General features: G+C 60.2%; 14 protein-coding genes. 5 read left to right on the forward strand and 9 right to left on the reverse strand.

The features are described 5' to 3' along the window. Positions 1-384: 384 nt before the first annotated feature. A complete protein-coding gene (locus tag VIH17_01540; GenBank protein HEY4681915.1) occupies positions 385-753 on the reverse strand; it encodes a PilZ domain-containing protein in 369 nt (122 codons plus the stop codon). A 451-nt stretch (positions 754-1,204) separates the two neighbouring features. On the opposite strand from VIH17_01540, the gene VIH17_01545 reads away from it, so the two are divergent. After that, positions 1,205-1,519, forward strand: a complete 315-nt coding sequence (locus tag VIH17_01545) for an RNA-binding protein (GenBank protein HEY4681916.1) — start codon at positions 1,205-1,207, stop codon at positions 1,517-1,519. A 330-nt stretch (positions 1,520-1,849) separates the two neighbouring features. Here VIH17_01545 and VIH17_01550 read toward each other — a convergent pair whose 3' ends face one another. After that, entirely contained in the window at positions 1,850-2,356 is a 507-nt protein-coding gene (locus tag VIH17_01550) for a hypothetical protein (protein ID HEY4681917.1), read from the reverse strand. Positions 2,357-2,776: 420 nt separating this feature from the next. Here VIH17_01550 and VIH17_01555 point away from each other — a divergent pair, with 420 nt between their 5' ends. Beyond that, positions 2,777-3,031, forward strand: a complete 255-nt coding sequence (locus tag VIH17_01555) for an Ada metal-binding domain-containing protein (protein HEY4681918.1) — start codon at positions 2,777-2,779, stop codon at positions 3,029-3,031. Between the two features lie 391 nt (positions 3,032-3,422). Here VIH17_01555 and VIH17_01560 read toward each other — a convergent pair whose 3' ends face one another. Next, positions 3,423-4,022, reverse strand: coding sequence for a CPBP family intramembrane glutamic endopeptidase (locus VIH17_01560; protein HEY4681919.1), 600 nt, complete (start codon positions 4,020-4,022; stop codon positions 3,423-3,425). Between the two features lie 120 nt (positions 4,023-4,142). Next, a complete protein-coding gene (gene pruA, locus VIH17_01565) occupies positions 4,143-5,723 on the reverse strand; it encodes an L-glutamate gamma-semialdehyde dehydrogenase (protein HEY4681920.1) in 1,581 nt (526 codons plus the stop codon). Positions 5,724-5,984: 261 nt separating this feature from the next. On the opposite strand from pruA, the gene VIH17_01570 reads away from it, so the two are divergent. Both VIH17_01570 and VIH17_01575 read left to right on the forward strand, forming a co-directional pair. Continuing rightward, positions 5,985-6,416: a universal stress protein gene (locus VIH17_01570; GenBank protein ID HEY4681921.1), complete on the forward strand. Its 432-nt coding sequence runs from the start codon at positions 5,985-5,987 to the stop codon at positions 6,414-6,416. A 44-nt stretch (positions 6,417-6,460) separates the two neighbouring features. Then, complete coding sequence (locus VIH17_01575; GenBank protein HEY4681922.1) at positions 6,461-7,399, forward strand: proline dehydrogenase family protein; 939 nt, start codon at positions 6,461-6,463, stop codon at positions 7,397-7,399. Between the two features lie 122 nt (positions 7,400-7,521). On the opposite strand, the gene VIH17_01580 is transcribed toward VIH17_01575, so the two are convergent. The 3 genes from VIH17_01580 to VIH17_01590 all read right to left on the reverse strand — a co-directional run bounded on the left by VIH17_01580 (position 7,522) and on the right by VIH17_01590 (position 10,266). Further along, complete coding sequence (locus tag VIH17_01580) at positions 7,522-8,433, reverse strand: NAD(P)-dependent oxidoreductase (protein HEY4681923.1); 912 nt, start codon at positions 8,431-8,433, stop codon at positions 7,522-7,524. A gap of 227 nt (positions 8,434-8,660) precedes the next feature. After that, the gene (locus VIH17_01585; GenBank protein ID HEY4681924.1) at positions 8,661-8,885 is read right to left on the reverse strand and encodes a hypothetical protein; all 225 of its coding nucleotides are present in this window, start codon (positions 8,883-8,885) and stop codon (positions 8,661-8,663) included. A 502-nt stretch (positions 8,886-9,387) separates the two neighbouring features. Continuing rightward, positions 9,388-10,266, reverse strand: coding sequence for a YihY/virulence factor BrkB family protein (locus tag VIH17_01590; GenBank protein HEY4681925.1), 879 nt, complete (start codon positions 10,264-10,266; stop codon positions 9,388-9,390). Positions 10,267-10,370: 104 nt separating this feature from the next. Between VIH17_01590 and VIH17_01595 the strand changes: the two genes are divergently transcribed. Beyond that, a complete protein-coding gene (locus VIH17_01595) occupies positions 10,371-11,666 on the forward strand; it encodes an aspartate aminotransferase family protein (protein HEY4681926.1) in 1,296 nt (431 codons plus the stop codon). Positions 11,667-11,697: 31 nt separating this feature from the next. Here the strand turns inward: VIH17_01595 and VIH17_01600 are convergent, their stop codons facing one another. After that, a complete protein-coding gene (locus tag VIH17_01600) occupies positions 11,698-12,177 on the reverse strand; it encodes a hypothetical protein (protein ID HEY4681927.1) in 480 nt (159 codons plus the stop codon). A 14-nt stretch (positions 12,178-12,191) separates the two neighbouring features. Continuing rightward, entirely contained in the window at positions 12,192-13,805 is a 1,614-nt protein-coding gene (locus tag VIH17_01605) for a hypothetical protein (protein HEY4681928.1), read from the reverse strand. Positions 13,806-13,811 lie beyond the last annotated feature (6 nt).

The raw sequence follows: 13,811 nt of genomic DNA on the forward strand, positions 1-13,811 counted from the left end.
TCCTATAGTTGTTCTATTCGACTGACTTTCGTTCCAGTAGGTCCGGTGAGCGGGTGGCGGCGGAGGTTTTTACCGTTTCCTCTCCCCAAGGCCTTGCCGAAGGAGAACGGTGGTAGGCGAGACCACGCCACCTGCCTCGCCGGACATAACACTCTCCTCGCTGTTCTCTTCTGATGGTCAGATGATGGCCGGGCCCAGGATGAAACTCTCAAGAAAAGTACGGCTACGGCCGTTGGGCGAAGGCGCCGGTTGAGAGACCGCCGCCAAAACAGCCGAGCGCCTGTCTAAGTGCTCGACCCAGCGCGGTGCCAGTCCCGATGCCGGAGTTTCGGGAGGCCACATGGAACCGGCCTCGCCAGGCAGTGGAAACCAAATCCGGCCAGTTCATGCTGTGGCGGCAAGGCAAGCGGTGTCATCGCTCAGGCCGGCATAGGAGTAGATTTGTTCGATGGCGCAAGCCAGGCCGACCATGGGCGTGGGGAGAGCAGGTTGCCCTGCCGGGTCGGTGCGCACCACCCGCGCTCGGCATCGGACACGAACGCAATCTCCCTCCTCCCGCGCTATCGGAAGCTCCAATTCCAGATCGATCGGCGTGCCCTCAGGGACGATCCGGTCCGTCACCAGATAGACGCCGAGGCGACTCACATCGAAGGTCTCGCCGCGCAGCTCAACTAATTGATGGCGGGATTCCCTATACTGGCCGACCGCTCGAAGGCACAGCATAAAGCGCTTCGCTCGACGACGTTCCAACATTTCTATACCTCGGGCTTTTGCTAATGCACCTTGCTGGCCACGCGGCGAGGAGGGAATTGCCTGCATTTTCAGCGCATTGTCATAACGTACCAGGAACCAAACGAGGGACCAGTTCCATTGTGAAATCCCAAAGCTGGCTGGCCCGTTCTATCAGCGAGAATCACCTTCCACCGCTCTCCGCCCATAAATCGTCCTGACTCTGCGTTTCGGCGGAGCGCCGAAGCATGCCCTTGGCCGCGATCCTTCCTTTCTCTTCCCCGCAAGGCGCAGGGTCTGGGCCGGGGGCCAACAATTTCTGCCTGAGGGGTTGACGCGCCACCGTCGCCTGAGGGAGGATAGGGGTTGCGCTGAAGCGTCAGATTGCCTGCCCGACGCTGCTTGGCTTTCCGGCTCGTGCCATTCTGCCTCTTCAGTGATTTGGTGCAGGCCCCAACCTGAGAAAGGACGGACCTTGAAGAAGCTTTACGTCGGGAACATCCCCTACGCGACAACTGAAGAGGAATTGCGAGCGTTTTTCGAACAGTCTGGTTTGCAAGTCGCCAGCGTTACTTTGATTCGTGACCGCATGACTGGAAATCCGAAAGGATTCGGTTTTGTTGAGACGAATTCTGACGACGAGGCACGGGCTGCGATTGAGAAGCTGAACGGCCAGAATTTTATGGGCCGCAACCTGATCGTGAACGAAGCGCGACCACCACGCGATTTTGGCGGCGGGGGTGGACGCGGCGGACGCGATTCAGGCGGTTCCTCCCGGCGAAGATATTAAGCGCCCTTTTCGTTTCCCGCTTGCTCCTGGCGGGCGAAGGTCGGATGCACCTGTAGGGGATCGAGTTCTATCCGCAGAGACACCCCGCCGGCTGTTTCTACGGCATTCCCCTCCTGAACGCGCAGCAAGCTTGCACGAGCCAACATCCACGCCAGATGGCGATGGGGCGCGCCATCGAAACCAGGAGAATTTCCGGAGGGATGCCGGCGCGCTTTCCGATGGTTGCGCGCCTCTCTTGCCTTCGCGCCTGAGGGCCCCCGGGCAGGCTTTCGCGATCTTCCTTCCCTTCGATGGGAGGGTGGTTGGTCTGCGAATGTTAGCCGTACAGGGCTAGACCCGCATCCAGAAAATAAAGATCAGGCTGACAATTCTCCGGGTGGCCCGACCGAAGCTCACCACAACTTGCGCTGAAGCCGGTTCGGGAAACGGCCGCGCATAAAAGAATCGAACGTGCCCGTCCGCGCCAGCCTCCACTCGATAAGGCCTTCCCCATTCCCTCGGCAAGTCGGTCAAGGCCACGCCCTTGCCTTCCAGTTCGTAACAGATGCCGATCTGTTCCATGCCAAAGCGGTGCAAGAGATAGTCGCTCACGCGGACCCGAACCTTCAAGGCGCCGGGGAAAAGGAATACCGCCTGATGTCGCGTGATCTGCGCGGTTTCACGCGAGCCGCCCAGCTTTTCGACGATTCGAGCGAGGGGCGCTCCCGCCCGGGAAAGTTCCACTCTTTCCAGGGCGGCGCTCCTGGCGATGGCTTCCATTTCAGCCAGGTCATTGGCGGCAAAGACCACCTCTGCGGCCAGAAGAACGAGCGTTACAAGACCGGTAAATTTCCTCATCGCAGGCTTCACTGGGGCGGCTGGGCCGGAAGGGGAGAAGAGGCTTAGGGGGAGCTCATTCGTTCGCTCTACTCTCGACTGTCGCCCTAATGCCGGCAATAGTACTGCGGTACCGAATGTCCCCCTCCCAAATCGGGAACGGCATAGAATGTGTCCGCGCTATGGCTTAAAAGAGGTGGGGCCCCGTTCCCGGCGGGGCCCCTTGGGAGGTCAATTGAGCGAGCACTCGTGGAGTTAAGTCAACTCGATTCTAAGATTCATGCTTGCCCCGGCAATGGTACGAACGATTCATTTGTTTTGTTACTTTCGTTTACCGGCAGCCGGATGAACGCATGCGCGCGGGCGGGCAGGCGACAGCCGCCCTGGAATTTCTCTCGCCGCGCGGCGCTTTTTCGATTCTGGTTCGGCGGAGCAACCCCTATGGCAGCGAAAAGAGTGATAGCGGCATTCGTCGTCATGGCTTTTCTGGCTGCGATCACAATCGCTGCCTTGGCGGCCGAAAAGGCCTATCTGGGAAACAAGAACAGCAAGAAATATCACGTCGCGGCGTGTACCTGGGCGCAGAAAATCGCCCCGCGCAATCGCATCGAATTTTCTACCGCAGAGGAAGCCAAGAAGGCCGGGTTCATCCCTTGCAAGATCTGCCGGCCTGACCGCAGCCATCCGATATCGTAGGGGCAAGCTTCAGCTTGCCCGATTTGGGGGCTTGCCCGATTTGGGGCGGCCTGAAGGCCAGCCCCTACATGTGCTGAGACGAAGCGATTCCACATCTCGTGGCTCTCCGGCTCGCCTTCAAAGCGGCGCGCTCGCCAGACGAAGACCGCCGCGAGCACAAGGACGAGGCAAGTAACCACGCTTCCTTCCGGGCCATCGCTTCCGCCCGTCAGCCATTGCGGCCCATGGATTCCCACCTTCAACAAATGGCCGGGAAACATGTAGCTGCTGTCCGGCACCGACCAGAGCCAGCTCTCGCAGAAATTCCAACCCGCGTGAGCCCCGATCGGAATCCAGAGGGATCGGGCGCGATAGACCATGAGACAAAAAAGCGCGCCCACCAGCCCGGCATTCACCCCCCCAGGAGATTCTGCCGCGGTCCAAAACAATGTCCGAGGCCAAACAGCAAAGAGCTGATCGCCACCGCCGCCGCGAAACCCACTCCGCCCGAAAGCACCTGAAGAAAATACCCTCGAAACAAAAACTCTTCCGTTACGCCCACCATCAAGAAGAAGACAAGGTTCACCAGCAGCGCCACCACCAGCGCCCCGCCACCCATAACGACCGCCTCGATGGAAAATCCCCGTCCAAGATAGATCGCTCCAAACACCACCGAGATCAGGACACTGCCCAACCAGAATCCGAACCAGAGCTGCCTTCCCCAGGTGCGATGCAAATGCAGTCCGGCAGAACGGAAAGGCCTGCCGTCAATCCAGCGCGTCATAAAATACGTGGCAAGGAACAACGCCGGCAGAGCGAGGAATTGCCTCAACAAAAGGATGCGATACGTTTGGGTTTCCATCTCCGCGGCCGTGCGAGCAAAGCGGAGTCCGGTGAGCCGAACCCCTCGGCTGATGGCAAAAGAAATGCCAATCAAAACCACCAAAAAGATCAGCAACCGCCATCCGGCGCGCACCCGGCCATCGCGAAAGAAAATAAAGGAAAGGGTCATACGAGCATCCTCGGCCGAGGAGCGAGAAGAGAGTTGCCGCGAGTTTGCCTTTGGCGCCCGGGCCGGTCAGGCAAAAATCGTTTGGGAATGCGACTACACCGTCTAAAGGCGGGCCGTCCGCTACATCGTTATCTTCTCCGCGATTGTCTTCGCCTGCAAGAAAAGCAGCAGATAATCCTTGCCGCCGGTCTTCGAGTCGGTGCCCGACATGTTGAAGCCGCCAAAGGGATGAGCGCCGACAAGCGCGCCGGTGCACTTCCGATTGAAATAGAGATTTCCGACGTGGAAAAGCTCGCGGGCCTTTTCCATCTCTTGCGGCGAGCGCGTGTACACGGCGCCCGTCAGGCCATACTCGCTATCGTTGGCGATGGCGAGCGCCTCCTCAAAATCCTTTGCCTTGAGCACCCCGAGCACAGGACCGAAGATTTCTTCCCGGGCGACGCGCGACTTGGGTGACAGGTCGGCTATGACAGTGGGCTGAACGAAGTAACCCTCGCCCGGGACAACCCCGCCGCCCGCCACCATCCGGCCCTCCTTCTTTCCCCATTCGATGTAGTCCAAAATACTCTTCATCGCCGTCTCGTTAATCACCGGCCCCATGTAGTTCGACGGATCCTCAGCCGGCCCGACCTTCAGTTGCCCGACTCGCTTTTTCAATTTGTCGAGGAAAGTGTCGTAAACATCGGCCACCACAATCGCTCGCGAGCAGGCCGAGCACTTCTGACCCTGGTAGCCGTAGGCCGAGGCAACCACCCCTTCCACCGCCTGGTCGAGGTCAGCATCCTTGTCCACAATGATGGCGTCCTTTCCTCCCATCTCGGCCACCACCCGCTTGATCCAGATCTGCCCGGGCTGCGCCTTTGCCGCCAGCTCGTTGATATGCAACCCCACTTCTTTGGATCCCGTAAACGCGACAAAGCGAATCTTCGGATGCGCTACCAGCGGGTCGCCGACCGCGCCCCCGCTTCCGGTCAAAAAATTGATCACCCCGGGCGGCAAGCCGACGCTCTCCATGACTTCCAAGAACCGGGCGGCCACCGTCGGAGAATCGCTCGATGGCTTCAGCACCACCGTATTGCCGGTGACAATGGACGCAAGCGTCATGCCGGCCATGATCGCTGCCGGAAAATTCCATGGCGGAATGATCGCTCCCGCGCCCAGCGGGATGTAGCGCAACTCATTTCGCTCGCCCGCTATCGGCGTCAGCGGCAGCGGCGGCGCCAGGCGCAGCATCTCCCGGCCGTAGAATTCGCAGAAGTCAATCGTCTCCGCCACGTCGGCTTCCGCCTCCATCCAGGTTTTCCCGACCTCGTACACGATCCAGGCATCCATTTCCAGACGCCGCTTTCGCAATTCTTCGGCGGCGCGGAACAGATATTCGGCGCGCTCGTCGGCAGGAACCCGGCTCCAACTCCGGAAGCTCTCGTTGGCCGCCTGCACGGCTTTGTCCACCAGTTCCTTCGTACCCTTCTGGAAGATTCCGACAACCTGGTTCCTGTGAGAGGGGTTGAAGGACTTGCTCTTCTCGGGCGTGCGGATCCGCTCCTCGCCAATGACGATGTCATACTCCCTGCCGAGCTCCTTGGCCACCTTCGCCAAGGCCGCTTCCATTTCCCGCTTCTTCTCCGGCTTGGAGAAGTCAGTGAAGGGTTCGTTGCGGAATTCAGTCCTGAGCTTCTCGGTCACAATCGCGCTTGCCATGAATGAGCCTCCTACAGGAGCGCATTATCCTACCATGCCCAGTATCCCACGGCGCAGGACTGCGGGCATGGGCCACGATTGAACCGGGGCGGCCGCGCCAGGTCAAGTTGCGTCGAGGGATGCGGAGCGTCCCGTTTCAGGGTAAACTGCACGCGGAATCTCTCCCTGGGCTACCCGTGAGGCGCTGGCCGGCGGCAAGAAGCGATCAGCGGCCGGGCTTTCACATTGTCGCCCAAACCCCGAAGTCCACAAGGAGCTGAAATGAAGCTGAAGCGGGTCCTTGTCGGGTTGAAGGAACCCTCGCATGCGGACCACCTGATCTGGCTGGCCTGCCGGATGGCGGAAGGCACCCAGGCCACGATTACCGCCGTTCACATCACAGAAATTCCTGAGGCTACTCCCCTTGATAGTGACGCGCCTTCCATTGTCGGTGAAGAGCAGGATGTCCGCCAGGCCGCTCAAAAAGCCATCCGGCGGCACAGCCGCCGGCGCAAAATCGAGCTCAAGTTCTATCGCGCCCGCACGGCCGGCAAGACGTTGATCGAGGAGATTGAAGATATCGGGGCGGACCTGGCCGTGGTCGGCTACCATCACAAACGCAGCCTGCGCGAAATCTTGCTGGGCTCCACGGCGCAATATGTTTCCCGGCATGCTGCCTGTTCGGTCTTGGTTTCGATACCACCCAGAGGCTAGGGTTTTTCTCGAACGCTTGCTTCCCCGCGCCCCGGAGGAATGCCTTGCTCATCCGCAAGTTCATCTTCTGGCTCTCCAGTAAGAAAAGGGTTACCGGCGCTCTTGCTCGCCGGGGCATGAAGTACGGCTTTGCCCAACGCTTCGTCACCGGTGAAACCATTGACGACGCGCTCGCCGCCGTCGCCCAGCTCAACCGCGCCGGTATTCGCGCCAGCCTGAATCATCTCGGCGAAAACGTCGCCACGCCATCTGAAGCCGAGCGAGCTCGCGACAGTTATCTCGAAATGATCCAACGCATCACGGCGGCGCGACTCGATTGCGATATCTCCGTCAAGCTTACCCAGCTTGGGCTGGACTTTGATCGGGAACTTTGCGGCCGCCTCTTGCAAGAAATCATTGCCGCCGTCGAGCGGGCCGGCAGCACGCTTGAGATTGACATGGAGGGATCAGCCTACACGGAGCCCACCCTCGGCCTGTTCGAGCAGGTGGCGCGTAGCCAGGTTCCGGTCACCCTGGCGGTGCAGGCCTATCTGCGGCGGAGCGAGGCGGACGTGCGCCGGTTGTCCCGCTCTGCGGGACGCCCGCGCCTCCGGCTGGTGAAGGGGGCATATCTCGAGCCGGCAGCGGTGGCCTTTCGGAGGAAATCGGAAGTGGATTCAAATTATCGGCGGCTGCTGGATTTGATTTTGACCGATTCGTTTTTCCCCATCGTCGCCACGCATGACGAGCGAATGGTGCGTTACGCCGAAGAGCTTCTGAGCAAGCGCGGGTTCACCCCTGAGGAGTACGAATTCCAGATGGTCTATGGGATCCGCCGCGACCTTCAGCGATACCTGGTCGAGCGCCGGCATCCCCTGCGGATCTATGTTCCTTTCGGCACCGAGTGGTGCCCCTACTTCATGCGGCGCCTGGCTGAGCGCCCGGCCAATGCTCTCTTCGTGGTGCGAAGTCTCCTCCGCGAAGGCCTGCGGCCACGCGGCTAAATCGAATCGGCAAGGCACATCCAGCGCAGCGCTTGGCCCGTCACCGGGCATGTATTCTGATCACCCGTTGAGCGACCCGGCCATCTTGCGCCGAGCGCTACTGGAAGGGGTTCTCGCAGGAATTAACCGGCGCCGCTCGCAGCCGCCTTTTGAACCGTGCATACGGCGGCTTCTTCTAGGACTTTGACCACGGCGGAATAGTCTTCCCTCCCGAAGCCGCTCGAGACCGCAGCGCGAAAAAGTTCGCGCACGGCCGCCGTCGCCGGCAGGGAGACATGCAGCTTCTCCGCCGCCGAAAGGATCAAGTCCATGTCCTTCAGCATGTGACTTGCGTAGAAGTTCGGGACAAAGTTCCGCTGGCTGATGGAGCGGCCCTTGTTTTGAAAATTAGGCGCGGCCAGGGCGGAGAGAGAAATGACTTCCATCAGATCGGAGGGAGCGATTCCCGCCTTGGCGGCAAAGACCAGCGCTTCGGCGTAAACGGCCATAAGACCGCCCAGGAGAAGGTTGCACGCCAGCTTCATCCTTGTTGCCCGCGCCACCTCCTCCCAATGCCAGCTGTTCTTGCCCAGCGCGGAAAAAACATGGCTGCATCTTTCATAGGCCTGGCGCGGCCCACCAGCAAAAATCAGAAGGCTCCCCTCGGCGGCCGCCCGCTTGCTGCCGAGGACAGGCGCATGGAGGAAGAATTTATCTTGTTCGCGGTATGTTCCCGCGAGCGCGGCAGTCGTTTCCGGGTCCACCGTGCTCATGTCCACGTGGATGTTCCCCGTCGCCAGGCCGGAAAGAATTCCTCTTTCTCCGAGGGCAACTTCCCGGAGCGCCGCCGAATCGCTCACCATCGTAATGACGATGTCTGCTACGGCCGCGGCCTCGGCGGGGTCAGCCGCCCGGCGCGCTCCGCGCGCCGCCATGGCATCTGCTTTGGCGGCAGTGCGGTTGTAAACCACCATGGGAAAGCCCTGGCCCAATAGGCGCTCGGCCATGGGCAAGCCAATCGTCCCCAAGCCGACAAACCCGATCGTTGCTTGCATCGGTATTACCTTCCTCAGAGAGAGTGTATGGGAGCAAATGTTTCTAACAGGATAGTGAAAAAGGGACGCGTGTCATTCCCAGTCCCGAAGCTTCGGGACGGGGAATCTGCTTGTGGTTCCAGGACGCTCAACGAAAAGCAGATTCCTCGGGTCGGCCAAGACCACCGACCCTCGGAATGACAACCCTAGACGTTTTTCAGCATCCTGCTAAGACGTGAAAGACGGAATCAGCGGGCGGCTCGAAACGACTCCAGCGTCCAATCCCCTACCCTTTCATCGTGCCGCAAGATGTAGAGATTGCCGTCGTCGGCCCGCACGCGGAAGAAAATGGCTTCCGGGTCGTACCACCGGTCAAGCACTTCCAGCACTTCAAACGGCCGCCCGCGCATCGTGAACTTCTGCGGCCGTTCGTCGGCCTTGTAACCGGCATAGCACTCAACCGCCACCCGCATGCTGATATTGTACTCCTCTATTTCACCGGCTGGCTTCCTTTCTCATATGCCGGCCCAAAGAGCCCGTCTGAAGACTCGGGTTTCTCGCCACCCCAAGCGCCGAGCCCCCAGGCACCTGCCTGGGGACGAAGAACAAACCCGGTGGCGGGTGCCACCGGGCTCGGCGTCGAGGTTTGAAAGCGCGTAGCGGCAGCCCCACGGGTTCACGAAATTTTCGTCAAAAAAACAGTGTTGTTCCTTCTGCCGGGTGATCCGCTCGTGGAAACACCAGGTAACCTGGGCCATCGTATCCCATTTGACCTCCTCCCCGTGGACGAAGGCGCGCTTGTGGCGCAATTCCCAGGCCGCGTCCTTGAATGCTCTCAGCTCCGGGAGTTCCGTCCACTGGTAGTGGCCGCGCACGCGAAGGTTTTTCCCTTCGCCGAACTCCCTGCAGCTCGGATGCCTGCGGGCAACCGCGAGCGCTTGCTCAAACGCCGGATGGGCGGCCCGTCAAGAAGATTCAATCGGGCGTACCCGGCTCGCGCTTAAGATGCGGTTGGCGTTCGGCATTGAAGGCAACGCCGATCAGCACCACCATCGCCATCAAGTACATCCAGAACAGCAGGCCGACCACCGCGGCGAAGCCCCCGTAAACTACGTTGACGGCCGGCACGCGACGCACGTAGTACCCAAAGCCAGAATTGACCAGCCACCAGAGCACTGTTGCCAGCGCCGCTCCCGGCAGCACGTCCCGCCAGCGCTGGGGGGCAGCCACGCCCCAGCGGTACAGCAAGACCAGAACCAGAATGGCGGTGAGCAAGGCCAGGCCGGCATAACCGGCCACCCAGATCAATCGCACCAGTCGCACCAATCCAAGCTCTTGCGTCAAACGCTCGCGGAATGGTTTTGCGAAAACCGTGAGGAGAGTGGTCATGACCCATGGGCCGATAACGACAAACATCAGGCCCAGCGCTCGAAGCTGCCCCTTCCAGAAACCCAGCACGCGCGCACCGGGACAGAGCCCCTGCATCGCCCGCGTCAGCGTATAGACAATCTGCGAGCCGACCAGCATCGTTCCGATTAACCCAAACAGCAACGGAGGCACCGGCTCAGCCGCCAGGCGATCGAAATATTCGAAGACCAGGCGGCGGCTCCCCGGGGGAAGAACCGACTGGAGGGTCTCCACAATTTCAAACGCGATTGCCGACAGGGTCGGCGATAAAGAGAGCAGGCTGGCGAGCAGCAGAAGAAGCGGGAAAAAACCGAGCAACATCAAAAAAGCAGCCGCCTGGGCTTGAGAAACAGAACCGCCGTGGAACACACGAAAGAGCGCCCGGCCAAACTGGCCGGTGATCCGCCGCGCCCGGCCGGGACGGGCGGGCATTTCTGGGCCAAGCATAGGCCACTATTCTAACCGATTCCTCCATTCGGCGGCGTCTGTTTGCAGCGGGTCGCTGCTTCCGGTATGATTTCCGGCGCGTTCTCTTCCTTTCCGGAGGTCACTTGGATCAAGCGGAAGTCCTTCGCAAACACAGCGAATATCTCTGGCCTTGTGTCGCGAACTACTACAAGCAGCCGCTCGTAGCCGACCACGCTGCCGGCCATCATGTCTGGGACATTGAAGGGAAAAAGTATCTCGACTTTTTCGGCGGTATCCTGACGATCTCGGTCGGCCATTGCCACCCGAAAGTCACGAGCAAGGTCAGCCAGCAAATGGCCAAGCTCGGACACACCTCGACCCTTTATCCCAATGAAGCCATTGTCAGCCTGGCGGAAAAGTTGGCCCAGATCACGCCCGGGAAGCTGCAGAAAAGCTTTTTTACGAATAGCGGCACGGAGGCGAACGAGGCCGCCATTCTGCTCGCGCGCATGGCCACCGGCAGCTATGAGGTGGTGGCGCTGCGCCACGCTTACAGCGGCAGCTCGCAGCTCGCCAAATCGCTCACCGCCCAGGCACCCTGGCGCCGCGGGGGCGTGATCACCTTCGGAATCGTTCATGCCCTCAGCCCCTATTGCTATCGCTGCCCGCTCGGCATGACCTACCCGGATTGCGGCGTCGCCTGTGCCCAAGACGTCGAGGAGGTCATCCAGACCACCACTTCGGGCAAGATCGCCGCCTTTCTCGCCGAACCGATCCAGGGCGTCGGAGGCTTCATTACGCCGCCCAAGGAGTATTTCAAGATCGTCTTCAACATCGTGAAAAAGTATGGCGGGCTTTTCATCTCCGACGAGGTGCAAACCGGCTTCGGCCGCACCGGGAAGAAATGGTTTGGGATCGAACACTGGGAAGTCGAGCCGGACATCATCACCTGCGCCAAAGGCATTGCCAATGGCGCGCCGGTCGGGGCCACCGTTGCCAGACCGGAGATTGCCGACGCCTTCCAAGGCCTGACCATCTCCACCTTCGGCGGCAACCCGGTCACCGCCGTGCAGGCCCGCGCCACGATCGAGGTCATTGAAGAAGAGCGGCTCATGGACAACGCCCACGAGGTAGGCAGCTACTTTCGAGCCAAGCTCGAAGAGCTCCAGCAGAAACATGCCCTCATCGGCGACGTGCGCGGCATGGGATTGATGCAAGGGCTGGAATTGGTCAAAGACCGCAAAACGAAAGAGCCCGCGCCGGAAGCTCTGGCACAGTTGATGGAAGAAACCAGAAGCCGCGGGCTGCTCATCGGCAAGGGTGGACTCTACGGCAACGTCGTGCGGCTCTCGCCGCCGCTCAACATCAGCAAGGCCGAGGTGGACGAAGCCATTCGCCTGCTTGACCAATCCTTTGCCGAAGTCCACGCCCGGATTTGATGCGAAAGGTGCTGCCGAACAGGCTTGGCCGCTATTCCCGCGCGGACACCCTGGCGATTTCTGCGCGCAGCTTTGCTGAGGGCTGGTAGACTGGCGCCGCCATCAATTCAGGTCGCGTTGCCTTCAGGGACTGGAGCGCTGCCGAAGGAACCCGAGCGGTAAGCTCCTGATTCACCTGCAACTGCTTTTCGAGTGAGCGGTAGAGTTTTGCCGCCTCGCGAACCGCCTGGGTCTTTTCCTGTACCGCCTCGGTTACTTGGTGTGTTTTCGCTTTTACCTCTTTGTCTTTTGCGGCCACTTCTTTCTGGCTGGAGGCCCAGCCAAACCCGGACAGCATAAGAACGGCCCCGACGAACAGAAACAGAGTGGGGGCGCCACTGCCGGAAAGCTCGACGCCGGCAAACTTGAAGGTGCCTTTCCCCTCCCTGTGCCTTGTAAAAAGGGCGACCACAGCGACGATGCCGAAAGCTACCCCGAGAAAGAAGGTTACGGCGATGATGACCATCTGCATTTTGCACCTCCTACTTACTGAAACAGCTTGACCAGACGCGGCTGGTTGGCCGGGTCGTCCCACTTTAGGAGTTTAAGCTTCAGGCCGTTTGCCTGACGCATCGCCTGCACGAAAACTAATTCGCTCTCGTCGCTGATGAGGCGTTCCTCCTCCGGCCGGAAGACTTTTGTCCAGGTGCCGGTGTTGAAGTACTCCTGTCCGTTTGGGCCGAGGGACTGGAGATCAGTATCGTGCGTGTGGCCCATTATGACGTAGCGAACGTTGAGTCGCTCGCGGATCGGACCGGCGCGCCGGGCAAGCTCGCTCAGTTTTTTCTTCGGTTTAAGTCGAACTTTGCCTAAGGAGCGCAGGCGAGGCAAAAGAATCGCTACGGCAGCCGAAATTGCCGCCAACCATCGAAAAACGGAAACTGCCTTGCGGACAAAAGGGCCGGCAGTGGTTGTCAACCAGTAATGAACGGCGGGAAATCGATCGAGCCAGTCGAACAGGGGAGCAAGAAAGCTTAACTGGGGCAGCAGAAGAAGTACAACCACCACAGGGACCACGAAACGCCATTGGCGAGTCAGCCAGCCATAGAGTCTCCACCAACCGCGCGGCTCCTTTAGGACGCTTGCGGCGCGCAGGCTCGGGCTGTCGAGGTATTGGAGATGGGCCTCGGGAATCTGCCACTCGCCGGCCAACTCACCCAGGCGTTTGCGGTGCTGGGCCTCGCGATTGGCGTAATCCGCAGGCGGCACCCGCCTCCAAGCGCGGGCCATCTTCGCGAGCATGTAAGTCCCGTGGCGGAGGAGGAAGTGGACGGCGAGGAGTGGCTGGTAGGAGATAAACCAGGCGATGAATTTCGACTGCGGCTTGATGTTGTCGGCGTATGGAACAGCAGTCTCGACGCGGTTGAACAGGTAGCGGACAAAGAGCGAGCCCCAGGGCAGGTCAACGTCGCCGGCGCGGGACCGGGCGAGACCCGGAACTTTCGGCAGGAGGGGCGCGAGCCAATACTTGAAGCAGTTGAGCTTGTCGTACTGATTGCCGTGCTCCACCCAAAGAAGTCCTTTTTCGTAGTAGAACCAGTCCAGGAACCGGATCGCCTCATCGGTCAGCTTTGCGAGCTTGTGGGCTTTGCCGGAGTCATTCTCGCGGTCGAGCTTCTTCGCGTAGAGCTGGCGGAGTTCGCTGCGGAATGCCTCGCGCACCTCCGGGTAGTGGAATTCCACGTCGTGGTTGCCCTTGCCGATGGTGACAATGTTGCCGGCGGCAATAAATTCAGCGAGCGCCTCGAAGAACAGCCAATGGCCGTCCAGAATGATCTTGAGTTTGAAGACGGTTTCCGCGGCGCCGCAGCCCAGGCCGTAGTCAGGACGGTCGGGGTCGCGGCTCAGTTCAGGGGGAGCGCCCTCGATGGACGTGACCTGGAGGAAATCGAGGAAGTCGCCATTGATGATAAGGTGCCACTTTTTCCCGGGCGGGCGTTCCGGCACGCGGTGCACGTGGAAGTCGAGGAAGCGAGCGAACTCCTCGTCAAAAAAGAAGTCCTCGTTGAGCGAGAGCTTCTTGGTCGCCGGGTGGCGACCTTCGCTCAAATGCAGGTCGCTCACAATGAGGAGGTCGTACTCTTCGAGCGCTGGTGACATGGCCTA

The sequence above is a fragment of the Candidatus Acidiferrales bacterium genome, assembly GCA_036514995.1.
Taxonomy (GTDB): domain Bacteria; phylum Acidobacteriota; class Terriglobia; order Acidiferrales; family DATBWB01; genus DATBWB01.